The sequence below is a fragment of the Luteibacter sp. genome (assembly GCF_009912395.1).
Classification (GTDB): domain Bacteria; phylum Pseudomonadota; class Gammaproteobacteria; order Xanthomonadales; family Rhodanobacteraceae; genus Luteibacter.
Window position 1 is genome coordinate 164647 of record NZ_WNDO01000001.1, and the last position, 21838, is coordinate 186484.

24 protein-coding genes are annotated in these 21838 nt (G+C 65.4%); 5 read left to right on the forward strand and 19 right to left on the reverse strand.

All coding sequences use genetic code 11. From position 1 onward, the window contains the following. Positions 1-21: 21 nt before the first annotated feature. From GAK28_RS00950 to grxD, 12 genes are all read right to left on the reverse strand, one after another. Positions 22-294 carry a DUF2845 domain-containing protein gene (locus GAK28_RS00950; RefSeq protein WP_291773853.1) on the reverse strand — a complete coding sequence of 91 codons (273 nt, stop codon included), beginning with the start codon at positions 292-294 and terminating at the stop codon, positions 22-24. Positions 295-357: 63 nt separating this feature from the next. Then, positions 358-963, reverse strand: a complete 606-nt coding sequence (locus tag GAK28_RS00955) for a DNA-3-methyladenine glycosylase (protein ID WP_291773855.1) — start codon at positions 961-963, stop codon at positions 358-360. After that, positions 963-1097 carry a hypothetical protein gene (locus tag GAK28_RS00960; RefSeq protein ID WP_291773857.1) on the reverse strand — a complete coding sequence of 45 codons (135 nt, stop codon included), beginning with the start codon at positions 1095-1097 and terminating at the stop codon, positions 963-965. Before GAK28_RS00960 ends, GAK28_RS00955 begins: the two co-directional genes overlap by 1 nt. A gap of 17 nt (positions 1098-1114) precedes the next feature. Next, on the reverse strand, positions 1115-1762 hold the full coding sequence (locus GAK28_RS00965) for an SOS response-associated peptidase family protein (protein WP_291773859.1): 648 nt from the start codon (positions 1760-1762) through the stop codon (positions 1115-1117). An 81-nt stretch (positions 1763-1843) separates the two neighbouring features. Then, positions 1844-1996 (reverse strand): DUF3309 family protein, encoded by a 153-nt coding sequence (locus GAK28_RS00970; protein WP_343161828.1) that lies wholly within the window; start codon positions 1994-1996, stop codon positions 1844-1846. 114 nt (positions 1997-2110) lie between these two features. Then, positions 2111-3508, reverse strand: coding sequence for a nucleotide 5'-monophosphate nucleosidase PpnN (ppnN, locus tag GAK28_RS00975; RefSeq protein WP_291773863.1), 1398 nt, complete (start codon positions 3506-3508; stop codon positions 2111-2113). A gap of 164 nt (positions 3509-3672) precedes the next feature. Beyond that, on the reverse strand, positions 3673-4503 hold the full coding sequence (locus GAK28_RS24875; RefSeq protein WP_343161799.1) for a hypothetical protein: 831 nt from the start codon (positions 4501-4503) through the stop codon (positions 3673-3675). Positions 4504-4572: 69 nt separating this feature from the next. Further along, on the reverse strand, positions 4573-6951 hold the full coding sequence (locus GAK28_RS00980) for a carboxypeptidase regulatory-like domain-containing protein (protein WP_343161800.1): 2379 nt from the start codon (positions 6949-6951) through the stop codon (positions 4573-4575). A 393-nt stretch (positions 6952-7344) separates the two neighbouring features. Beyond that, on the reverse strand, positions 7345-9054 hold the full coding sequence (locus GAK28_RS00985) for a lysophospholipid acyltransferase family protein (protein ID WP_291773865.1): 1710 nt from the start codon (positions 9052-9054) through the stop codon (positions 7345-7347). 218 nt (positions 9055-9272) lie between these two features. Continuing rightward, on the reverse strand, positions 9273-9869 hold the full coding sequence (locus GAK28_RS00990; RefSeq protein ID WP_291774483.1) for a YhgN family NAAT transporter: 597 nt from the start codon (positions 9867-9869) through the stop codon (positions 9273-9275). Positions 9870-9929: 60 nt separating this feature from the next. Continuing rightward, positions 9930-10703, reverse strand: coding sequence for an SDR family NAD(P)-dependent oxidoreductase (locus GAK28_RS00995; protein WP_291773867.1), 774 nt, complete (start codon positions 10701-10703; stop codon positions 9930-9932). After that, the gene (grxD, locus tag GAK28_RS01000) at positions 10700-11023 is read right to left on the reverse strand and encodes a Grx4 family monothiol glutaredoxin (protein ID WP_291773869.1); all 324 of its coding nucleotides are present in this window, start codon (positions 11021-11023) and stop codon (positions 10700-10702) included. Before grxD ends, GAK28_RS00995 begins: the two co-directional genes overlap by 4 nt. Positions 11024-11133: 110 nt before the next feature. Between grxD and GAK28_RS01005 the strand changes: the two genes are divergently transcribed. Further along, complete coding sequence (locus tag GAK28_RS01005) at positions 11134-11715, forward strand: Fe-Mn family superoxide dismutase (protein WP_291773871.1); 582 nt, start codon at positions 11134-11136, stop codon at positions 11713-11715. Between the two features lie 104 nt (positions 11716-11819). On the opposite strand, the gene GAK28_RS01010 is transcribed toward GAK28_RS01005, so the two are convergent. After that, entirely contained in the window at positions 11820-12974 is a 1155-nt protein-coding gene (locus tag GAK28_RS01010) for a 5-(carboxyamino)imidazole ribonucleotide synthase (RefSeq protein ID WP_291773873.1), read from the reverse strand. Beyond that, positions 12971-13480 carry a 5-(carboxyamino)imidazole ribonucleotide mutase gene (gene purE / locus GAK28_RS01015; protein ID WP_291773875.1) on the reverse strand — a complete coding sequence of 170 codons (510 nt, stop codon included), beginning with the start codon at positions 13478-13480 and terminating at the stop codon, positions 12971-12973. The genes GAK28_RS01010 and purE overlap by 4 nt, the downstream gene beginning before the upstream one ends. A gap of 71 nt (positions 13481-13551) precedes the next feature. Here purE and GAK28_RS01020 point away from each other — a divergent pair, with 71 nt between their 5' ends. The 4 genes from GAK28_RS01020 (at position 13552) to GAK28_RS01035 (ending at position 17561) form a co-directional block, all read left to right on the forward strand. Next, positions 13552-13842, forward strand: coding sequence for a Trm112 family protein (locus GAK28_RS01020; protein WP_291773877.1), 291 nt, complete (start codon positions 13552-13554; stop codon positions 13840-13842). 77 nt (positions 13843-13919) lie between these two features. After that, the gene (locus GAK28_RS01025; protein ID WP_291773878.1) at positions 13920-16160 is read left to right on the forward strand and encodes a DUF1631 domain-containing protein; all 2241 of its coding nucleotides are present in this window, start codon (positions 13920-13922) and stop codon (positions 16158-16160) included. A gap of 76 nt (positions 16161-16236) precedes the next feature. Next, positions 16237-17103, forward strand: a complete 867-nt coding sequence (gene nadC / locus GAK28_RS01030) for a carboxylating nicotinate-nucleotide diphosphorylase (protein ID WP_291773880.1) — start codon at positions 16237-16239, stop codon at positions 17101-17103. Between the two features lie 62 nt (positions 17104-17165). Continuing rightward, positions 17166-17561 carry a DUF3301 domain-containing protein gene (locus tag GAK28_RS01035; protein WP_291773881.1) on the forward strand — a complete coding sequence of 132 codons (396 nt, stop codon included), beginning with the start codon at positions 17166-17168 and terminating at the stop codon, positions 17559-17561. A 64-nt stretch (positions 17562-17625) separates the two neighbouring features. Here GAK28_RS01035 and GAK28_RS01040 read toward each other — a convergent pair whose 3' ends face one another. The 5 genes from GAK28_RS01040 to petA form a co-directional block, all read right to left on the reverse strand. After that, entirely contained in the window at positions 17626-18063 is a 438-nt protein-coding gene (locus GAK28_RS01040; protein ID WP_291773882.1) for a ClpXP protease specificity-enhancing factor, read from the reverse strand. Between the two features lie 146 nt (positions 18064-18209). After that, the gene (locus GAK28_RS01045; protein ID WP_291773883.1) at positions 18210-18854 is read right to left on the reverse strand and encodes a glutathione S-transferase N-terminal domain-containing protein; all 645 of its coding nucleotides are present in this window, start codon (positions 18852-18854) and stop codon (positions 18210-18212) included. A gap of 71 nt (positions 18855-18925) precedes the next feature. Further along, positions 18926-19681 carry a cytochrome c1 gene (locus tag GAK28_RS01050; protein WP_291773885.1) on the reverse strand — a complete coding sequence of 252 codons (756 nt, stop codon included), beginning with the start codon at positions 19679-19681 and terminating at the stop codon, positions 18926-18928. After that, entirely contained in the window at positions 19674-20975 is a 1302-nt protein-coding gene (locus GAK28_RS01055; protein ID WP_291773887.1) for a cytochrome bc complex cytochrome b subunit, read from the reverse strand. Before GAK28_RS01055 ends, GAK28_RS01050 begins: the two co-directional genes overlap by 8 nt. Then, complete coding sequence (petA, locus tag GAK28_RS01060; RefSeq protein ID WP_291774485.1) at positions 20975-21577, reverse strand: ubiquinol-cytochrome c reductase iron-sulfur subunit; 603 nt, start codon at positions 21575-21577, stop codon at positions 20975-20977. The genes GAK28_RS01055 and petA overlap by 1 nt, the downstream gene beginning before the upstream one ends. Positions 21578-21838 lie beyond the last annotated feature (261 nt).

The following is a 21838-nucleotide window of genomic DNA, read 5'->3' on the forward strand; positions in this document are numbered from 1 at the left end:
TCACACTCCCCGAAACGACGATCAGCTGTCGATCTGCGTGATCGACTGGACGCGGCCATCGACCACTTCGAACTGCACGGACTTGCCGCCACGGAAGTACTCAAGGCGATAGCCCTTGAGGCCACCTCGGGTGGTTTCGATCGGCGTCTCGCGGTCCGGCTTGCCCATCACCTGGCGCAGTTGGCCTTCGCTCTGCCCCGTGGAAATCACCTGGGAACCGTTGCGGTACGTATCCGAGGCGGTGGCCGCGACGGAGAACGCGGCGAGGAGAACAGCGGCGATGATGCGCTTCATGCGACTTTCCTTAGCGAGGGTTCGCGGAGCCTATACCCAGTCCCCCACCAGGGCCACCCCCGGTCAGGCACGGGACACATGCGGGTTGCCCGCCACATACCAGCGCCAGAGCAGGTCCGTGCCCTCGCGAATGCCGATGCGTGCGGAGCCGGGGACATTCTCCGGGGCAGGCATGCCATCGTCGACGACGGTATAGCCGTCTTGGGCCCGGACCAGATCGATGCCGTTCTGTGCCCCTGTGATGCCAAGCGCCTGGGTCAACCGGGCCGGGCCGCTGCACAGCTCGCGATCCTTGCGGGCACGAGGCCGGGCCTCGCGCATCCGCTCGATACCGGCGAGGGGTTCCAACGCGCGGATGAGCACACCCGCCCCTTCACCGTCATCGCCACACACGGTGTTGCAACACCAGTGCATGCCATAGGTGAAGTACACATACATGTGGCCCGGCGGACCGAACATCACCGCATTACGCGGTGTCTTGCCCCGATAGGTGTGGGCGGCCGGATCGATCGCCCCGCAATACGCCTCGACCTCGACGATGCACCCCGCCCTGCCATCGGCGCAGGCGAGCACCTTGTTGAGCAGTTGGGGGCCAACGATGCGGGGGTCACGGTGGAAAAAGCGTCGCGGCAGGATCCGACCCGGCCAGCGCGGGGAGGAACGGGGCATCAGTACTCCAGGGGCTCGCCATCGGTGTCAGGATCGGGGCCCGGCCGCTCCACCGGCTCATGGTCGAGCGGTGGCGGCGAGGTACCCGGCGACGCGGGTTCCGTGTCGGGCACGGGACGGAATGGACGCGGCATGACGGACCTCCGACGGGTCAGGCGTACTCGCCTCCCGTTCGCATGCGCGCCGTCATCGACGCGCGGTGTGGAGAGGGATAGTAACGGAGCTCGACGGTGGCGCGCCCGGCGAGCGCCTGCCACGCCTCGTCGGCGCCGCCCGTAAGCCACGAGGCCCAGGCATCGGGCGCGATGAACACCGGGTCGCAGTCGTTGTCGATTCCCCTCGCCAACAGTGAGTACGACAGCACGCCGTCCCCTGAGCGATTCCACAGCCCGGCCATGCAGAGCAGGCGCCCCCGGACGGGGCGCGCCAGCAGCGAGCCCTCGCTCGCCTCCCCGCCGGGAGCGACAAGAAAGCCCGTCGCGGGAACGAGGCATCGACGGTGGACGAAGGCCTCACGGTAGGCCGGACGCTCGGGTGCGGCCTCCGCGTCGACGAAGGCCGTGCGCGCGGCAAGCGTCAGGCGATCGGACCAGCCGGGAAGCATGCCCCAGCGCTTGCCGTGCAACGAAGGATGACCGTCGACGCAGCAGACGACCGGTGCATAGCTGCCCGGCTCGATGCGTGGAAACACGCCATACGCCCCTAGCGCCGCCCGGGCGTCGATGCCCAGGGCGCGCAGCGCGCTCCTTGCGCCGCCAGTCACCGCCCAGGGCGGCATGAGTTCGTAGCAGGCCTCCATGACCTCATGATCGCGCGTTCGCTTGCCCCGGACCGTGCGCCCGTCGCAGTCGCACGAAGATGGCCGCGAACGCGTACACGGTCAGAACACGCCAAGGAGCCAGCAGACCAGGATGATGGCGAGGATGACGCCGATGCCGCCGCTCGGGCCGTAGCCCCAGGTACGCGAGTAACCCCAGGTGGGCAGGCCGCCGACGAGGGCGAGAAGGAGGATGACGAGGAGGATGGTGACCAGCATGGGCGACTCCGACCGTGACGGTGTGGCGCGCATCCTCGCCCGGAGAGCCGTCTAGACATCGTGACGCCGGAGCCTGGCTCCGACGTCACGTTCAGCCAGCGGATAGCCGACTCAGGTACGAACCACGTAGCACGGCTCATAGGCCGTGCCGCCGGGAAGCTTCATGCGGTGCTGCACCACGAAGGCCTTCAGCAGGTCGTCGAGGGCGTGCATGATCTCCGGCTCGCCGTCGATCACGAACGGGCCGTGCTGGGCGATGGCGCGCACGCCGTCTTCCTTCACGTTGCCGGCCACGATGCCCGAGAAGGCGCGGCGCAGGTCGGCGGCCAGTTCATGGCGCGGACGATCGCGATGGAGCGCGAGGCCCGCCATCGCTTCGTGGGTCGGACGGAACGGCTGCTGGAACGGCAGCGGGATGTCGAGCGCCCAGTTGAAGAAGAAGGCGTCCTTGTTGTCCAGTCGATGGTTACGCACCTTGTCGATGCCCGCCACCATGGCGTGAGCCACGGCCGCCGGATCGTCAATGATGATGCGGTAATGCTCGGCCACGCTCTCGCCCAGGCACAGGCGCAGGAAGCGGTCGATCTGCTCGAAGTACGCCGCCGACGCCTGCGGACCGGAGAAGATCAGCGGGAACGGAATGCCCTGGTTCTGCGGCATCAGCAGGATGCCGAGCATGTACAGGATCTCTTCCGCCGTACCGACGCCGCCCGGGAACACGATGATGCCGTGGCCAAGGCGGACGAAGGCTTCGAGGCGCTTCTCGATGTCCGGCATGATCACGAGGTTGTTCACGATCGGGTTCGGCGACTCGGCGGCGATGATGCCCGGCTCGGTCACGCCGATGTAGCGATTGCCCTTGCGACGCTGTTTGGCGTGGGCGATGGTCGCGCCCTTCATCGGGCCCTTCATCGCGCCCGGGCCGCAGCCCGTGCAGATGTCCATGCCGCGCAGGCCGAGCTGGTAGCCCACCCGCTTGGTGTATTCGTACTCGTCGCGCGAGATCGAATGGCCACCCCAGCAGACGACGAGGTTGGGATCGACCTGCGGGCGCAGGATGCGCGAATTACGCAGGATTTCGAAGACGGCGTGGGTGATGCCCACGGTCTCGTCGAGATCGAAACCACCGCTCTCCAGCTGCGTGGAGATGTAGACAATGTCGCGCACGACGGCGACCAGCAGCTCGTTGATACCGCGGATGATGCGGCCATCGACGAAGGCCTGCTCCGGGGCGTTCTTGAGCTCGATCTTGATGCCGCGGTCTTCCTGCAGCACCTGGATGTCGAAATCGGGGTACTGCTCGAAGATGGTACCCGGCTCGTCGGACAGGTTGCCCGAGGTGAGCACGGCCAGCGCGCAGCGGCGAAGCAACTGGTGCAGCCCGGACCCGCTGGCGTCGCGCAGGCGGGCGACTTCATTGCGGGAGAGGATATCGAGACCGCCGGCCGGCGAGACGCGGGCGCTGACCGTCTTGCCGGAGACCGGCTCTCCGAACTGGTTGGCATTCATGGAGTTACATGTCCTTCTGACCGCGAATTAGCGGCGAACCCCGCCCCGGGTTCTGGAGCGGACCGCCTAGGATCACGCGCCGCGCCCATGAGGGTCAAGCCCGCCCAAAGAAAAAGCCAGCCCCTTTCGGGGCTGGCTTTCGTCCATTGCGACGTGGTGTCCGCTTAGAACGTGTAGCGCAGGGTCAGCTGGGCCGACCAACGCGAGACCGGGTTCACCTTGGTCGCGCTGTTGTCCGACGGCGAGTCGTACACCGCCTTCTGGCCCGGCTGGTAGTTGCCGTTGGAGTCCGTCGGCAGGTTGTAGATGTAGTGACCCTGGGCATCGACGCCACCAAAGGCGACGAGGTTGCGGGTGTACGGGAAGCCGACGTAAGACTGCTGGCCCCACTTGTTGTTGAGCAGGTTCAGGACGTTGTAGATGTCGAGACGAATCTCGCCCTTGTTGCCCTTGAAGATGCCCGGGACTTCCTGGCTCAGGCTCAGGTCGAGCTGGTTCACCCACGCCGAACGGGTCGCGTTGCGGCGGGCGACTTCACCCTGGTGCTTGCGCAGGTAGCTGTCGCTCTGGATGAAGTTGTAGAACTGGTCCTGCAGCTGCTGCGACGCCGGGGCGGTGCCGTTCGCGTTGCGCAGGATCACATCGCCGCGGTTCGGGATGTAGACCAGGTCGCGCGAGTAGCTGTCGCCGTTCGCATCGTTCGAGAACACCCAGCTGTACGGCACGCCGTCATGACCGTCGTAGAACGCGCTGATGGTCGTGTTGTAGTCACCGAAGAACTTGTGCTGCCAGGTCAGCGAGGCGTTGAGGCGCTTGCCGATGTTGGTGTTGGCGGTGGACGCGACGTTCTCGTTCGGGTTCAACCAGGCGTTGTTCGAGTAGTTCGAGCTAGCCTGGCTGGAGGTACCCGGGTTCACTTCGGTCGAGTGACCGGCGGTGGCGGCGACGCTCCAGGCCCAACCGTTCTGCAGAGCCTTGCTGAACGACAGGGTCACCGTGTCCGCACCGCCCTTCTTGGTGTTGGTCAGATAGGTGACGGCCTGGGCGAAGCGGTTGTCCGAACGCTAGCGATTGTTGTTGTTCGTGTTGGTGCCGACCTGGACGCTGGCCTGACCGTTGGGCAGGGTCGCGCAGTTGTTAGCACCCGTCGGACCGCCGAGCGACGTCGCGCCACCGATGCAGCCGTAGTAGGTGAAACGACCGTCGGGCAGCTTGCCAGTCGGGTTACCGATGTTGAGGTTCTGGTAGAAGATGCCGTTGTTGACCTCGAGATGCTGCCATTCGAGGCTGGCGATGATGCCATCCCACGGCAGCTCGCGATCGAACGCGATGGAGGACTTCCACACGCTCGGCAGCTTGAAGTTCTTGTCGACGGTGTCGACGGCCATCTGCGGGATGGTGCCGTCGCCGGTGGTCGGCTGCTTGAACGGATTCGGGCTGAACTGCGGGCACGCGAAGTTGGGACCGCTGTTGCCAAGCCTGCAACTACCGTCCTGCTGGCGGTTGTAGGTGTAGGTGGCGATGTTGATACCGTTGTTCTGGTACGGGTTCGCCAGCCACACGGTCGGCGGATCCGACTGGAACAGGCCCACGCCGCCGCGCAGCTGGGTCTTGTATTCGCTGTCGAAGGTGTAGTTGAACGACAGGCGCGGCTCGATCAGCTTGCTGCCATTGATGGTGTTGGCGTTGCTGAAGCCGAACTTCTGCTGGAAGGTCGGGTTGTAGAGCGGCTGGTCATCGGTCAGGTACTTGTTGACACGCACGCCGAACTGCACCGACAGGTTGTCGCTGGCCTGCCAGGTATCCTGCAGGAACCAGGTCTGGCGACGCAGTTCCAGCTTCGCGGCGATGTCGGAAAGCGAATAACCCTTCGCCGGCTGGTACAGCACGTACTGCGTGTAGTCGGCATTACCAAGACGGTTCACGCCATCGAAGGTGTAGGCGCCGAACTCGGTACGACCGAACAGGTTATAGACGCGGTTGCGCTCCCACTCGACACCACCCTTGATGGTGTGGTCGCCCAGGTACAGCGTGCCGGCCCACATGGCGTTGAGGGTCTTCACCGAGGCCACGTTGTAGTGGCTGAACTGATCTTCACCGAGGTTGATCGTCGGCGAGGTACCGACGTTGGAACCGCCGTTGACGCGCACGGTGACCATCGGCTGCTGCGTGGACACCGAGCGATTCAGGTTGTAGTCGCTGTAGCCGACCTTGGTTTCCGACGAGAAGATGTCGTTCCAGTCGTCGAACGACTGCAGCGTGTAGTTCTTGATGTCGGAGTTGACGGTGTACCAGTAGCTGGACAGGCCGATGCTGTTGACGCTGTTACCCTGCGGATTCGGCTTGGTCTCCTTCGTCCGCGAGTACGCGAAGTTCATGCGGTGACCGTCGGTGATGTTCCAGTCGATCTTGCCGATGTAGCGCTTGTCGGTCAGGGTACCGGCGTTCGCACCGAGCGAGCCCGGGTTCAGGCCGATGTTCGAGGCGTTGCGGATGGCGCTATTCAGGTCGCCCTGCGAGATCTTGTTCGAGGTCGAGTTGACCAACGACGGATCGAGGCCGTTGACAGCACCCGAGCTCAGGCCGGTCACTTCTTCCTTTTCGTAGCCCGCGAAGAAGAACAGCTTGTCCTTGATGATCGGGCCGCCGACGGTGGCACCGGCCGTCCAGTTACGGTCGAACTCGGTGTAGTCGCGGTTCTGCTTCAGCCAGCCGGCGTCGCCGACCATGCTGCTGGCGTTCTTGAAGCCGTAGTAGACCGAACCGTGGTAGTCGTTGGTACCCGACTTGGTCACGGCGTTGATTTCAGCACCGATCGTGTCGGAGCTGACGTCGTAGTTGGCGGTCGAGATGTTGAACGAGTCGATGGTGTCCATCGAGACCGGGGAGCCGACGGTCGGCATGCCGGTGGAGTTCAGGCCGAACGGGTCGCCCACGCCAAGGCCGTCGACCTTGATGCTGTTCATGCGGGTGTTCTGGCCGTTGGCCGAGATGGCGCCCGTGCCGTGGTCGACGGTGACGCGCGGATCAAGGCGCGCGATGTCGGCGATGTTGCGGCTCGGGGCCGGGGTGTTCTTCAGCTGTTCCTGCGAGATCGACGTGGACAGGCCCTTGTTCTCCGACGAGAACTGGCCCGACACGGCCGACACGGTCACGGCGGAAAGCGCCGTGGCGTCGGCGGAGCTGGCGGCACCGGCGCCGACCGTCAGGTTGACGGCGGTGTCGTTACCCACGGCGAGGAAGACGTTGTCCTGGCGGGTCGACGGGGTGCCGTCCTTCTTCACGGTCACGTCGAACGGACCGCCCGTGCGCAGACCCTGCGCGTTGTAGCGACCGGAGGCGTCGGTGGTGACGGTCTTGGTGGTGCCCGACGGCTCGTGAACGATGACGACGGTGGCGTTGGACACCGGCTGGCCGGAAGCGTCGAGGACGCGACCGCTCATCGTAGCGGAGGTTTCCTGCGCGAATGCAGGTGCCGCAAACAGCGATGCGATCGCAAGCGGCAAGAGTTTGGCGCGGATTCGGCTATTCATTTAATGGTCGACCCTGTGGCTTGCAACGAAAAATTGGCCAGACGAAGGGACACCCGGCGGCGTGCCGGGTTGGTGCATTCGTCCTGGTTTGTCCCCTGAGTGCTTCTTGGGCTCGTACGTTCTACGTGAGCTTCGCAGGCTTTTACGCTTGCGTGACCGGCATCACATCCGTAGACCCGGCGGCGACAGTTGTTAAGCCCACTTTAACGGCATTGTATGACAGATTTGTAACGCTTTCACGCCATTTTGATAAATACCACTTTTTCCTAGAGAGGGGTCCTTCCCACCCATCTCCATGAAAAATCAGGCGTTCTTCCCTAGGTACCGTGACCGCTTGGCAGCCTTCAAAGAAGCCAGGTCGAGCATGACAAGGCCATCGACGCAGCCGGAAAAGTCCGGATCCTCGCCGAACGCAAGGAATTGCACACCCTCGGGCTCCACGAGGTCCACGTACTGGCGGTACAGCACCGGCAAGGTGACACCCAGGGCGTCCAGGCGATGGCGAAGCTTGCCCAGGCCGGCGGCCGGGTCCAGGCCTTCCAGTTCGGCCCGCACGGAGTCGATGGTGGCTTCCGGGATCACGAACGGCTGGCGAGCGGCAGCGAGGCCCTGCACACCGAAGAAATGCTGGTGAGCGGCGGCGATCCATTCGCGCGCCTCGCGCGGCATGCTCACCGACATGCTCACCGGGCCGAACAGGTAGCGCAGTTCACGATGGCGCTGGAGGTAGAGGCCAATGCCCTGCCAGAGCTGATCGAGCGCGCGCGAGCGCCAGTAGGCCGGTGCGATGAAGCTGCACCCCAGTTCCAGGCCCTGGGCCAGACGCGATTCCAGCGCCGGCGAATAGTCGAACAGGCTGGACGTGTAGAGCGAGGACATGCCGTGCGCGGCGATCAGCTTGCCGCCGTGCCCGAAACGGTAGGCGCCCACGATGCGCAGGGCCTTGGCGTCCCACAACACCAGGTGCTCGTAGTAAGGGTCATAGGCATCGAGGTCGCGACGCTTGCCGGTGCCCTCGCCCACCCGACGGAAAGTCAGCTCGCGCAGGCGGCCGATCTCGCGCAATGCGGCGCTATCGGTCGCCCCCTGCATCAGCAGGATCTTCTTGCCGTCGGGCAGTTCGGCCAGTAACTCGGCCTTGTCCAGGTCGGCGACCACGCGCTCTATCGGCTCGGGGTGCGCCAGCGGCGTCTGGCCACCGAAGATCAGGCCGCGCTGGGCGCCGACACGGTAGACGTGGCGACGCATGAGCTTGGCGGCCTGCTCGGTCGAATCGCCGCTGACCTGCTTCAGTTCCTCGGCGTCGACGAGCTTGCCGATGCGGAAGCCGATGCGCTGCTTGCCCGAGGTGGCCTCGCGCGGAAGCATGGCCGTGCTCAAGGGCTTGGCCAGCATCGACAGGCCGTAGAAGGCCACGGAATTGCGTGCGTGGATATGTACCGGCAGCACGGGGACACCCGTGCGCGTGGCGATGCGCGCGAAGCCATCGGACCACTTGCCGTCGCGGACGCCGCCGGGGCGCACGCGGGACACTTCGCCGGCCGGGAAGAGGATCAGCACCTCGCCCGCCTCGATGGAGCGGAAGATGGCGCGCATGCGCGAGGCAGCGCCCTTGCCGAAGACATCGACCGGCAGCAGCAGGTTGCCCAGCTGCGGCACCGCGTTCAGCACGTCGTTGCCCAGGATGCGGACGTCGCGGCGGACCGAACCAATGAGCTGGATCAGGGCGATCGCGTCGACCATGCCCAGCGGGTGGTTGGCGACCACGATCAGGGGGCCCTCGACGGGGATGTTCTCGCGCTCGCGTTCGGTGACGCTGCAGCTGACGCCCAGGTGTTCGAGGGTCTTCTCGCAGAACTCGAAGCCCAGCGCGGTGCCGGCGACCTCGAGGGTGCGGTTGAAGCGATCTTCGTGGGCCAGCGTCTCCAGCATGCCGACAAGCGGCTTGCGCAGACGCGGGTGCTGGGCCAGCCAAGGCAGGCGCTCAAGCAGGGTCTGATCGATGCTCAGCATGATTTAGGCTCCCCATGACGTCGAACGGTGGAAACCGAACGTGGCCGGTGCGGAGTCGTGATTTCTCATAGTGCCTTCGAACGTCCTCTATGACTCCCACCCTGGGAGCCTCGACCCATGCCCGGAGACGAATACCATCCGCCCCCGCCCATGCTCGCGGGCAATTATGACAGCTACCCTACCGTCACGTATGTTCCTACGGCAATGTGCCGTTTGGATCAGACGGCGATATGCAGGTAGGACGACACGCCGCCCAGGAACATCTGTACCGAAAGCGCGATCAGGAGCATGCCCATCAGGCGTTCCAGGGCCGTCAGGACGCTCTCGCCCAGCCATTTGAACAGGAAGGTGGAGCTGAGCAGGATCACCGAGGTGGCGAACCAGGCCAGGAACAGGGCAATGCCCCACTCCGCCGTGCGGCCGGGCTGGGAATTGGTCAGCAGCAACAGGGCCGCCATGGCCGAAGGCCCCGCCACGCCCGGGATGGCCATGGGCACGATGAAGGGCTCGCCCTCTCCCGGCTTGCCGAACACGCCACCCTCCACCGGGGGGAAGACCATGCGGATGCCGATCAGGAACAGCACGATGCCGCCGCCGATGCTCACCGATTCCTGGCGAAGCTGAAGCACCTTGAGAATAACCTGGCCACCCAGCAGGAACGCGACCAGCACGCCCAGGGCGATCAGCAGTTCGCGGATCATCACCTTGCGCCGGCGCTGGGGCGGCACGTCCTTCAACAGGGCAAGGAACAACGGAATGTTGCCCAGCGGATCCATGATGAGGAACAGCAGGATGCCCGCGGACAACGTCGTCATCTGCGTTTCCATGAAACGACTCCTTGCACGTCGCGCCCCGAGGCAGGGCCGTGCGAAAACTTAGTGGGTGTGGCGAATATCGAGCACGGTGCCGCGCGCATCGGCGCCGGCACCCGAAAGCAGATAGACGATGGCCTCGGCCGATGCCGTGGGCAACGGACGGTCGAGGGTGTTTTCTCCGTAGTACGCCGCGCGACGTAGCGCCGTACGCATCGGCGCGGGCAGGAGCGCATGCACGCGCATCGCACCCTTGTGGTTCTCGGCGTGCAGCACCGCGGTCATGCGTTCCACGGCCGCCTTGGATACGCCGTAGCCACCCCAGTGCGCGCGCGAAAGCAGTTCCGGGTCGTCGAGCACGAACACCACCGCGCTGTCTTCCGCACGCGAAAGCAGCGGCATGCAGGCCTGGGTGAGCGCGAACGGCGCCGATACGTTGACCTGCATCGCACGAAGCCAGTCGTCCGGTTTGTGCATGGCGATGGGCGTCAGCTCGTTGAAATGCGCCGCCGCGTGCACGATGCCGTCCAGACGGCCGAATTCGTTTTCGAGGCCTTCGGCCAGTGCCGCGAAGTCGGCAGGCGTGGCGGTCTCGAGATCGAGCGGATGGATCACCGGCTGCGGACCGCCATCGGCGACGAGCTGGTCGTAGAGTTTTTCAAGCGAACGCACCTTGCGCCCGGTGATGACCACCGTGGCACCCGCCCGCATCGCTGCCCGGGCCGTCTCACCGCCGAGGCCACCGGTGGCTCCGGTGACCACGATCACGCGTCCGTCGAGCTGGCCCGGCGAGGGGTTCCAGCCTTCGGGCAAACGGGTGGACGGCAGCGCGCTCATGTCCCGGCCCCAGCCACGTCACCTACCATGCGCTTGAGTTCACCCGCCGCATGCAAGTCCTCCACGACGTCGCAACCGCCGATGAATTCTCCTTGGAGGAACAGCTGCGGAAACGTGGGCCAGTTGGAGTAGTGAGGCAGGCCCGCACGCATGCCGGGATCGGCCAGAACGTTGACCGAATGGAACGTGGCCTCGGCGGCGGCAAGCGCCTTGGCCGCACGATCGGAGAACCCACAGGTGGGGAATTCCGGCGTGCCTTTCATGAAAAGCACGATCGGATGCGTCGCCACGGTGGCCTTGATCTCGTCTACGACGTCCATAGGTCGGGTTTCATCATTAGAATGCTGACAGTTGCGTAGTGTAGCAGCGTGGCGCCCGCGCCCCCTGCTTCCTCTTTTCCTTCCCCCAGCCACCGCTAAGGAGTCCGCCCATGGCGTTCGAACTTCCCCCGCTTCCCTATGAGAAGAATGCACTGGAGCCGCACATCTCGGCTGAGACCCTCGAGTTCCACTACGGCAAGCACCACCAGACGTACGTGACGAACCTCAACAACCTGGTCAAGGGTACCGAGTTCGAGGGCAAGAGCCTGGAAGACATCGTCAAGACCTCGTCCGGCGGCGTCTTCAACAACGCGGCCCAGATCTGGAACCACACCTTTTACTGGCATTCGATGCGCCCGGCCTCCCAGCAGGCCGAACCGCCGGCCAAGCTGGCCGATGCCCTGACCAAGGCCTTCGGCTCGGTCGACAAGTTCAAGGAAGAGTTCAGCAAGCAGGCCGCCGGCAACTTCGGTTCGGGCTGGACCTGGCTGGTGCAGCGCCCGGACGGCTCCCTGGCCATCGTGAACACCTCCAACGCCGCCACCCCGATCACCGGAAGCGACAAGCCACTGTTCACGGCCGACGTGTGGGAACACGCCTACTACATCGACTACCGCAACGCCCGCCCGAAGTACCTCGAGAACTTCTGGGCCATCGTGAACTGGGAATTCGCGGCCAAGAACCTGGCCTGATTCTTCGGTATCGGAATACGCGAAAGGCCGGGTCTAGCGACCCGGCCTTTCGTTTTTTGTAGGAGCGCGCTTGCGCGCGATCGCGCGCAAGCGCGCTCCTACAGTCAGCCTAAGGTTTCGATGGCCGGTGTGACCTGGGATTCGCGACCCAGCCCCTGCCCCACTTCGGCAAGGCGCTTGCGCAAGGTGCCCGCATCCGGCGCGCACACGGTGGCATGACCCACCTTGCGACCGACACGCGCCTCCTTGCCGTAGTCATGCCAGTGACCGTCGGCCACCGACAGCACCGTCGCCGGGTCGGGCATCTCGCCGATCCAGTTGAGCATGGCGCTGCAACCACGCACGCCGGTGTCGCCCAGGGCCATGCCGAGCACGGCGCGCACGTGGTTCTCGAACTGGCTGGTATGCGCGCCTTCGATGGTCCAGTGCCCCGAATTGTGCACACGGGGCGCCATTTCGTTGCCCAACAGCTCGCCGTCACGGACGAACAGTTCGAGGGCGAAGACGCCGACATAGTCCATCTTCTCCGCGATGGTCCGGGCGTGGGCATTGGCCGCGCGCTCCAGCTCATCCGTGGAGCCCGGCGCGGGCGCCAGGCTGAGGGAAAGCACGCCGTCGACGTGCCAGTTACGGGTCAGCGGCCAGCTACGGAACGAACCGTCGCGTCCGCGCACCGCCACCACCGACACCTCGCGCTCGAACGGCACGAAGGCTTCCAGGATCAGGCCGACGCGACCAGCGGCTTCGCCGAGGGCGGCCCAGGCGGCGTCGATATCAGCCGGCACCTTGAGGCGGAACTGGCCCTTGCCGTCATAGCCCAGCCTGCGGGTTTTCAGCACAGCCGGCAGGCCGATGCGCTCCACCGCGCGGACGAGGTCGTCACGGGTGTCGACCGGATCGAATTCGGGGGTGTTCAGACCCGACTCACGGAACAGGGTCTTCTCCGCGAGACGATCCTGGGCGATGGCCAGCGCGCGCGGATTGGGGAAGACATCGACCAGACCCGCCAGCTTCTCGGCCGTGGCCGCCGGCACGTTCTCGAAATCGAAGGTGACCACATCGACCCGGCGGGCGAACTCGGCCAGGGCGGCCTCGTCGTTCCAGTCCGCGACGACCAGCTCGGCCACCTGGCCGGCACAGGCATCGGCGGAACCGTCGACCACCAGGGTGCGCACGCCCAGCGGCGCGGCCGCGAGGGCGAGCATGCGGGCCAACTGGCCGCCGCCCAGCACGCCGAGGCAGGGAAGCTTGCGGTTCACGCGCGGGGATCCGGGTTGTCGAGGACCGTCTGGGTCTGCTCGGCGCGGAAGGCATCGAGCGCCGCAGCCACGGCAGGATCGTGCAGGGCCAGCACCGAAGCGGCCATCAGCGCGGCATTGGTAGCGCCGGCCTTGCCGATCGCCAGGGTGCCCACCGGGATACCGGCCGGCATCTGCGCAATGGACAGCAGGGAATCCATGCCGTTGAGGGCCTTGGACTGCACCGGGACACCGAAGACGGGAAGCGGGGTCTTGGCCGCGATCATGCCCGGAAGGTGGGCCGCGCCACCGGCACCGGCGATGACCACCTGGATGCCGCGATCGCGCGCCGTGGCGGCGTAATCGAACAGCAGGTCGGGGGTCCGGTGGGCCGAGACGACGCGGACCTCGTGGACCACACCCAGCCGGCTCAGCATCGCCGAGGCGTGCTCCATCGTTTCCCAGTCCGAACGCGAACCCATCACCACGCCGACGCGGGGAGCGCTCGCTTCGTTGCCTACAGTCATGGCCGGAGCTTCCAAAAGCGGCTATTGTACGAGCATTCCCGATTCCCAGGTTGGCCGTCCGGCCACATCCCATGGACAAGCGCCTCATCGATATCCTCTGCTGCCCTGTCAGCAAGCGCCCCGTGCGCCCGCTCACCGCCTCCGAACGCGACAGCCTCAATGGCGCCATCCGCGCCGGCTCGGTCGACACCGTGGCCGGCGAAAAGGTCTCCGCCCCGCTCACCGAGGGCCTGATCACCACCGACGGCAAGCTGGTCTACCGGGTAGACGACGGCATCCCCGTCATGCTCCCCGAGGCCGGCATCGGCACCACGCAGCTGGGCGGCTTTACGCCGGATCAGGGACTCGCGCAAAATCCGTGACCAGAGTCACGCTATAAGAACCTGCTTCCCTCACAATGCCTCCTCAGGCGGGGGCCAGCAGTAATCCAGGAAGCGCGATGAGCAACGCGAGCGAGCCGTCCAACGTGATCGACCTGAGCCAGAGGCTCGACCCGCGCAGCGATCGGGTCGGCGCCCTGCTGGTCAGCGTCCGTGGACTGGCCACCAAGCGCCTGCACGCGCTCGCCAGCAACATGTTCGAGAACATCGACGACGCCCTGTTCGACCTGGCTGAAAAGGCCGAGAACAACGCGGCGCAGACGCAGTTCTTCGACGGCATGCGCGAGGTTCGCAAGAAGCGCGCGATCGTCGAGCGCACCTTCCTGGGCCAGGTGGCCCGCGACCTCGCCGATTTCGCTTCCGGTCGCGCACGTGCCCCGGAAAGCGACACCAACGCCCGCCCCCTCGCCAACATCGAGCTGAGCCTCGTCGGCGAGAACGAGCTGGAAGAATCCCTCGCCATCACCGGCATGGTGAGCAAGAACGAGCAGCGCCTCGCGCGCGCCCTGTTCGCCGTGAACCAGCGGCTGTCCGTGATCTGTGGGGGCACCCGCATGGACGACGCCAGCAACCCGGTCGGCCCATCCTCCCTCGCAGCCGCGTTCCGCCAGGCGATGCGCGAGCTGCTGGTCGAGGTCAAGGTCAAGCTCATCATCTACAAGCTGTTCGATCGCTACGTGCTGGCGGCCATCGACGACCTGTACGACGACATCAACAACGAATTGGCGACGGCCGGCGTCCTGCCGCAGCTGCGCCACGAGATATCCACCCGTCACAGCGATGCGCCGGCTTCGACCGGCGCGACGAGCGAGACTCCGGCGGCCACGGCCCCGGCGGCTGGCATGTCCAACCTCACGGACGCGGCCGCCAGCGAATTCATGCAGTCGCTGCATGCGCTCTTCAGCGCGCGGCGCGGCCCCGACATGGCGACCGGTGTCGCCGCGGGCCCGCTGCCCAGCGCGACCGAACTGCTGGGCGCCCTCACCCTCCTGCAAAGCCAGATCTCCCACCTGCCCAACGCCGCTTCCCCGCTGGCGACGCAGGCGGACGTCAGTCGCGACGTGGCCCAGCTCAAGGCCCAGCTGCTGACGCAGATCGGCCAGCTTCGCGGCCAGCAGACCACCCATGTGTCGAGCATGGACGAGGACACCATCGACCTCGTCGGCATGCTCTTCGAGTTCATCCTCGAAGATCACAACCTGCCGGCCGAGATGCAGGTCCTGCTCGCCCGCCTGCAGATTCCCTATTTGAAGGCCGGTCTCATCGACCGCCGGATGTTCGCGCACAAGACCCATCCGGCGCGCCAGCTGCTGGACGCCCTGGCCGATGCCGCCAAGGGCTGGTCGGTGGAAGGCGATCGCGACGGCCGCCTGTACGACAAGGTCAAATCCATCGTCGAGCGACTGCTGCACGACTTCGACGACGACGTGGCCATCTTCCAGCGCCTCGCCGCCGAGTTGCAGGAATTCCTCGACATCAGCCGCAAGCGAGCCGAACTCGCCGAGCAGCGCGTCGCCGAATCCACCCGCGGGCGCGAGAAGCTGGAGCAGGCGCGTCGCCGCGCCGCCCAGGAAATCGTCGGCCGCATCGGGGGCGAATCGCTGCCTCCGATCATCTACGGCGTGCTGACCCGCGCATGGGCCAACTACGTCGTCCTGACGCTGCTCCGACAGGGCGAGGACTCGCAGGAGTTCCACGAGTCGCTCCGCTTCATCGACGAGTTCGTGACCAGCGCGCAGCCGACCCACGATACCGACAGCCGTCGCAGGTTGCGTTCGTTGCTGCCTGGCATCGAGCGCTCGCTACGTCGCGGCCTCGCGTCGGTGGCCTTCCAGGAAGCCGATACCGAACAGCTGCTCGCGCAGCTGCACACGTATTACCGCCAGCAACTCGGCGAAGCCTCCGCGATCGCCGAGCCGCCGGTCAGTGAGATGCCGCTGCCGCAGGCGATCCAGGCCATCGAAGAGCCCGTGCCGCCCGAGCCGGACGACGAATCGGAAACCCTGTCCGACGACGCTTTCGACGAGCGCTACCTGTCGCAGGCCCGCGAACTCAAGGTCGGCCAGTGGCTCGAATTCGTCGCGGAAGATGGCACCTCGGATCGCGCCAAGCTCTCGTGGATCAGCCCGATCAGCGGCCGCTACCTCTTCGTGAATCGTCGTGGCCTCAAGGTCGCCGATCACAGCCTGGGCGCGCTCGCACAGGCCTTCGCCAACGAAACAGCCCGTGTGCTGGACTCCACGCTACTGTTTGACCGCGCCCTGGATTCGATCGTCGAGAAGCTCCGCGCACCGCAGTGATCCCGTCTGGCGATATCGCGCGCAAGCGCGCTCCTACACGTAAGATGGCGCCCTCTTCCTACCGACCGCCGTATCGATGACCCCATCCGATCCGCGACACCTGGCCGAGGCGCTGCCGCCGGCCGACGAGATCCTCGCCGCCGTCGAGCGCTCCTTCGCCGAAGACGTCGGCCCCGGCGATGCCACCGCCGACCTGATCGACCCTGCCAAGCGGATCACCGCCACGCTGACCTGCCGCGAGGATGCCGTGCTCGCCGGCGCACCGTGGTTCGACGCCTGCTTCCGCAGGCTGGATCCCTCGGTTCGGATCGACTGGTCGTTTCACGATGGCGATCGCGTGCCGCCCGGTTCGGTCGTGTGCCGGATGGAAGGCAACGCGCGCGCCCTGGTCACCGCCGAACGCTCAGCGCTCAACTTCCTCCAGTTGCTGTCCTCCACTGCCACGATGACGGCGCGCTACATGGACACCCTCGCCGGCACGCGCACCCGCGTGCTGGACACGCGCAAGACCCTGCCCGGCCTGCGTCGCGCGCAGAAGTACGCCGTGCGCTGCGGCGGCGGCACCAACCATCGCATGGGGCTGTTCGATGCGATGATGCTCAAGGAAAACCACATCATCGCAGCCGGCGGCATTCCGCAGGCGATCGTCGCCGCGCGACGCATCCATCCGGAGTTGCCGCTTATCGTCGAGGTCGAAAACCTCGACGAACTGAAGCAGGCCATCGAGGGCGGCGCCGATCGCGCGCTGATCGACAACTTCACCCTGCCGATGATGCGCGAGGCCGTGGAACTGACCGCCAGCCGGATTCCCCTGGAGGTTTCCGGCAACGTCGAGATTGACACCCTGCGCGCCATCGCCGAGACCGGCGTGGACTTCGTCTCCAGTGGCGCCCTCACCAAGAACGTCCGCGCCATCGACCTGTCCCTGCGGCTGGATCTCTAAGGGCGATCGAAAGAACCTCCGGGGACTTGTCCTCGGAGGCTTGCGGCCACACACTCGGGACCATGACCTCGTTCACCGACCTGTTCTGGCTCATGGCCCTGGCAGCCGTCATCGGCGCCTGGTATCGGCTGACCCGTGCCCGCGAGATCGCGGTACAGGCCGCGTCGGCGCTGTGTCGCCGCCATGGCCTGCAATTGCTCGACCAGTCGGTCGGCCTTCGGGCCATCCGCCTGCAGGGCGTGAACGGTGCCCGGCGCCTGGAACGCTGCTATGCGTTCGAGGTAAGCGACGACGGCATGTCGCGCCAGGCGGCCCGGCTGTGGATGGTCGGCAACGAGGTGGCGAGCTTCTCGCTGCCGATGTCGGGCAATCCGGATCTGGAAACCGTTGTCGCCACCGACCCCGGTGTTTATGCCGGCAATGTGATTTCGCTTGCCGAGCGGCGTCGCCTGCACTGATTGCCGCCTTGTAGGAGCGCGCTTGGGGCGATCGCGCGCAAGCGCGCTCCTACAAGAGCGTGTATTACTTCACGACGCGCAGGTGCGGGGCACCGCGCTTGGGGCGATCGTCGTCGCCGCCAGCGGGAGGCGTGGGCGCCTCGTCGGATTCGTTCTCGACCACTTCAAGCCCCTGCTGCGGAGCGGCTTCGTTCTCGTCGGCCGGGAACATCATGCCCTGGCCGTTCTCCTGGGCGTAAAGCGCCAGAACGGCAGCCACCGGGATCACGATGGACTGGCTGACACCCGAGAAACGCGCCTGGAAGGAGATCTTGTCGTTACCCAGGTCGAGGTTGGCGACGGCACGCATCGCCAGGTTGAGCACCACCTGGCCGTTCTTCACGACATGCGGCGGCACGCGAACGCCGGGCTGGGCGGCGTCGACCAGCACGTAGGGCGTGAGGCCGTTGTCGCTGATCCAGTCGTAGATGGCGCGCAGCAGGTAGGGCCGATTGGAAGTCATGCCCGAGCTTTCGTTCGTATCCATGGGAAACCGTCCTCGTCTTTCCCGCCGGTCGGTCGGGGATCACCAAAGCCCCGGCAGGGCAAGGCCAGTGGACAGTTTAAGGGATACGGGCGACCGGGGACACCCGGGCCACCCCAGGCGTCTCACACCCGGCCGAAATCGAAGTCCGGCCGCATCGCCTTTTCCTCGGCGGTGAGGCTGCGCTCGAAGCCCTGGCTGTGAAACAGCCGCTCGCCGTAGTCGACGATGGGCTTGCCGGCGGCGCCCAGCTCCACCCCCAGCGAAGGCAGACGCCAGACGATCGGCGCCACGAGGCAGTCGATCAGGCTCATTTCCGGGTTGAGGAAGAAGCGGGAGGCCTTGAACAGCTCCACCGAGACCAGCAGGTGCTCACGCAGCCGCTTGCGGGCGGCCGTGGCTTCCTTACCGCCCTCGCGGATCAGGTCGATCTCCGGCAACCAGTCGTTCTCGATGCGCCAAGTGGCCAGGCGCAGCCGGGCCCGGGACAGCGGATCGATCGGCATCAGCGGCGGGTGCGGGTAGCGCTCGTCGAGGTATTCGACGACCACGAGCGGGTCGTAGACGGTGAGGTCGCGATCCACCAGCGTCGGCAGGGTACCGTAGGGGTTCAGCTCGAGCAGGTCCGGCGTGGGTTGTTCGGGCTTGAGGAGGATCCGGTCATAAGCCACGCCTTTGGCCGCCAGCACCAACCGGGTGCGGTGGCAATGGATGTCGTCGGCGGTGGTATAGAGCGTCAGCGCCGTGCGCGAGCGTGCATGCTGGACCATCTTCGCTATCTCCCTCCCTGTGTGGCCGGTATACGAACGGGGCGACCAGCCGGCCGCCCCGCGCAGGGACGTCAGTGACTTTCGTGGACGTCCTTCCAGTACTCATGTTTCAGAAGGTACAGCAGGAAGGTCAGGGCTACCAAGAACAGGATCACCCAGACGCCAATCGATTGACGCTGGAGCGCGGCCGGCTCCGCGGTGTACTCCAGGAAGGTGGCGAGATCGCGGGCGGCACCCTTGAACTCTTCCGGCGACATGCGACCCGGCTGGGCGATCTCCAGCTTCTCCACCGCGGCTTCCTCGCCCGGCTTGGCGGCGCCATGCACGGCCACCTGCAAGCCCTGCAGCTCCCACAGGGGATTGGGCATGGAGGCGTTCGGGAACACTGTGTTGTTCCAGCCGACCGGGCGACTCGGGTCGAGGTAGAACGACAGGAGGTAGTTGTAGATGAAATCGGTGCCCTTGGCTCGCGCTTCGAGCGAGAGGTCCGGCGGGTCCTTGCCGAACCACGCCTTTGCCGAATCCGCAGGCATGTGCGAAATGACCGGCTCGCCGAACTTGGCACCCGTGAAGTTGAGGTTGTTCATCACCTCGTCTTCGGAGAGGTCCAGGTCCGTGGCCAGGCGCGAATAGCGCACGTACTTCAGCGAGTGGCAACCGACGCAGTAGTTGAAGAAGAGCTTCGCGCCACGCTGCAACGAGGCCTTGTCGGCGACATTGGCGCCTGCCGAGGGCAGGTCTTCTCCACCTTCGGCGGCGAATGCGGGAACGGTGGCGGCGGCAAGCCCCAGCGCCAGGGCGAGGGAGGAAAGATAGCGCTTAATCATGCATCGTCACCCGTTCCGGAACCGGCTTGGTCTTCTCGAAACCAAAGCGCGTGTAGATCCATACGAACACGAAGAAGCCGAAGTAGCCGAGCACCATCAGTCGCCCGAAGGCGTTTTCCCAGGTCGTGACGTCGACGCCGGGGAACCAGGCGGGAATCACTTCGGCGGTGACGCCGGCGCCGACCAGGCCCAGGGCCAGGAAGGACACCACCAGCACACCGAGCGCAATGCGGAAACCGAGGCCGCGGAAGCGCACCGAGCGGACCTCGCCCTTGTCGATCCAGGGCAGCAGGGCCAGCAGCAGGATCGCGCCGAACATGCCGAGCACGCCCCAGATCGCCGTGCCGAAGTAGGACGGGATCATGCGCAGGATCGCGTAGAACGGCGTGAAGTACCACGAGGGCTTGATGTGGCTCGGCGTGACGAGGTTGTTCGCCGGGGTGAAGTTGTCGTGTTCGAGGAACCAGCCGCCGAAGGTGGGCGCGAAGAAGATGATGAATGCCGCGACAGTGATGAAGAAGCCGGTGCCGAAGAGGTTCTTCACCGTGTAGTACGGATGGAAGGGAATGGCGTCCTTCGGCTTGTTGGCGTCCCAGCGATTGCCCTTGGGGCCGTGCTTCACGTCGACGCCGTCGGGGTTGTTGGAGCCCACTTCATGCAACGCGGCCAGATGCAGCACCACCAGCAGCAGGAGCACCAGCGGCAACGCGATAACGTGCAGCGCGAAGAAGCGGTTGAGCGTGGCGTCGGCGGGCAAGAAGTCGCCCATGATCCACTGCACGAGCGAGTCGCCGATGAAGGGAATCGTGCCGAACAGCGAGATGATCACCTTCGCGCCCCAGAACGACATGTTGCCCCAGGGCAGCACGTAGCCCATGAAGGCCTCGGCCATCAGCACGAGGAAGATCAGCATGCCGAGAATCCAGACCAGCTCACGCGGCTTCTTGAACGAGCCGTACATGATGCCGCGGAACATGTGCAGGAAGACCACGACGAAGAACAGCGAGGCACCCGTGGAGTGCATGTAGCGAATCAGCCAGCCCCACTCCACGTCGCGCATGATGTACTCGACCGAGTTGAAGGCTTCCGCCGCACTCGTCTTGTAGTTCATGGTGAGGAAGATGCCGGTCACGATCTGGTTGACCAGGACCAGTAGGGCCAGCGAACCGAAGTAGTACCAGAGATTGAAGTTCTTCGGCGCGTAGTACTCGGTCATGTGCTTCCGGTACGTCGGCGCCAGGTTCGGTGCGCGTTCGTTGACCCAGTCGCCGATGCGGGAGAATACGTTTGCCATCAGCCGGCCTCCTGCGGATCGACACCGATCTGGATGTGGGTGTCGTCGATGAAGTGATACGGCGGGACCGGGAGGTTCTTCGGCGCAGGAACGCCGCTGAACACGCGCCCGGAGAGGTCGTAGCGCGACTTGTGGCAGGGGCAGTAGAAGCCGCCCTTCCAGTTGGCGTCGAAGGGCTCGGGCTTGATGTCGGGAACGAAGTCCGGAACGCAGCCCAGATGGGTGCACAGGCCAATGACGACCAGCCACTCGGGCTTGATGGAACGGGTTTCGTTGGTCGCGTATTTCGGCTGTTGCGCCGCATCGGACGATAGCGGATCGAGCAGGCGGGGCTCGAGGCCCTTCAGTTGCGCCAGCTGGTCCTTGGTGCGGTTGACGACGAAGACTGGAAGGCTTCGCCAGGCGAAGGTGACCTTTTGGCCAGCTTCGATGGCACTTATGTCGACCGTGACTGGCGCCCCCGCCGCCTTGGCCCTCGCACTGGGTTCCCACGACTTGATGAAGGGGACGACTGCCGCTATCACCCCTGCACCGCCCACGACAGCTGTCGTCACGGTCAGGAAGCGACGGCGGCCGTGATCGACGACTTCTTCGTTCGCCATCAGGCTCTCCGGAACTTTGCCATTGAGAATGCGGGCCCCGTTCGCCGGTTTACTCTGGAAATCGGCTTCCGCAAATTCTGGCAGTGTAACGGCAGCATCCGCGACGTACAATAAACTGAACCGTACCTCGCCCATTTGCATGGACGGGGCTGCCAAGTACCCGCCAGGATGCGGAAAATCGGCGGAGGCCGTGCGTCCCGACGTGCGCTCCCGCCACCGGCCACCTCGCCATCGGGCAAGGCGACGACGACAGGATCCCCC

What these genes read in the sequence shown, in the direction of transcription:
- GAK28_RS00995 (WP_291773867.1), bottom strand. Translation starts at nt 10,703, where the DNA reads ATGAGCGCGCTGCCGTCCACCCGTTTGCCCGAAGGCTGGAACCCCTCG.
- GAK28_RS00960 (WP_291773857.1), bottom strand. Translation starts at nt 1,097, where the DNA reads ATGCCGCGTCCATTCCGTCCCGTGCCCGACACGGAACCCGCGTCGCCG.
- GAK28_RS01045 (WP_291773883.1), bottom strand. Translation starts at nt 18,854, where the DNA reads ATGGTCCAGCATGCACGCTCGCGCACGGCGCTGACGCTCTATACCACC.
- GAK28_RS00985 (WP_291773865.1), bottom strand. Translation starts at nt 9,054, where the DNA reads ATGCTGAGCATCGATCAGACCCTGCTTGAGCGCCTGCCTTGGCTGGCC.
- GAK28_RS01020 (WP_291773877.1), top strand. Translation starts at nt 13,552, where the DNA reads ATGGACAAGCGCCTCATCGATATCCTCTGCTGCCCTGTCAGCAAGCGC.
- GAK28_RS01055 (WP_291773887.1), bottom strand. Translation starts at nt 20,975, where the DNA reads ATGGCAAACGTATTCTCCCGCATCGGCGACTGGGTCAACGAACGCGCA.
- GAK28_RS01050 (WP_291773885.1), bottom strand. Translation starts at nt 19,681, where the DNA reads ATGATTAAGCGCTATCTTTCCTCCCTCGCCCTGGCGCTGGGGCTTGCC.
- ppnN (WP_291773863.1), bottom strand. Translation starts at nt 3,508, where the DNA reads ATGAATGCCAACCAGTTCGGAGAGCCGGTCTCCGGCAAGACGGTCAGC.
- GAK28_RS00965 (WP_291773859.1), bottom strand. Translation starts at nt 1,762, where the DNA reads ATGGAGGCCTGCTACGAACTCATGCCGCCCTGGGCGGTGACTGGCGGC.
- GAK28_RS01005 (WP_291773871.1), top strand. Translation starts at nt 11,134, where the DNA reads ATGGCGTTCGAACTTCCCCCGCTTCCCTATGAGAAGAATGCACTGGAG.
- GAK28_RS00950 (WP_291773853.1), bottom strand. Translation starts at nt 294, where the DNA reads ATGAAGCGCATCATCGCCGCTGTTCTCCTCGCCGCGTTCTCCGTCGCG.
- GAK28_RS00955 (WP_291773855.1), bottom strand. Translation starts at nt 963, where the DNA reads ATGCCCCGTTCCTCCCCGCGCTGGCCGGGTCGGATCCTGCCGCGACGC.
- petA (WP_291774485.1), bottom strand. Translation starts at nt 21,577, where the DNA reads ATGGCGAACGAAGAAGTCGTCGATCACGGCCGCCGTCGCTTCCTGACC.
- GAK28_RS01040 (WP_291773882.1), bottom strand. Translation starts at nt 18,063, where the DNA reads ATGACTTCCAATCGGCCCTACCTGCTGCGCGCCATCTACGACTGGATC.
- GAK28_RS00990 (WP_291774483.1), bottom strand. Translation starts at nt 9,869, where the DNA reads ATGACGACGTTGTCCGCGGGCATCCTGCTGTTCCTCATCATGGATCCG.
- GAK28_RS01025 (WP_291773878.1), top strand. Translation starts at nt 13,920, where the DNA reads ATGAGCAACGCGAGCGAGCCGTCCAACGTGATCGACCTGAGCCAGAGG.
- GAK28_RS01035 (WP_291773881.1), top strand. Translation starts at nt 17,166, where the DNA reads ATGACCTCGTTCACCGACCTGTTCTGGCTCATGGCCCTGGCAGCCGTC.
- grxD (WP_291773869.1), bottom strand. Translation starts at nt 11,023, where the DNA reads ATGGACGTCGTAGACGAGATCAAGGCCACCGTGGCGACGCATCCGATC.
- GAK28_RS00980 (WP_343161800.1), bottom strand. Translation starts at nt 6,951, where the DNA reads ATGAGCGGTCGCGTCCTCGACGCTTCCGGCCAGCCGGTGTCCAACGCC.
- purE (WP_291773875.1), bottom strand. Translation starts at nt 13,480, where the DNA reads ATGACTGTAGGCAACGAAGCGAGCGCTCCCCGCGTCGGCGTGGTGATG.
- nadC (WP_291773880.1), top strand. Translation starts at nt 16,237, where the DNA reads ATGACCCCATCCGATCCGCGACACCTGGCCGAGGCGCTGCCGCCGGCC.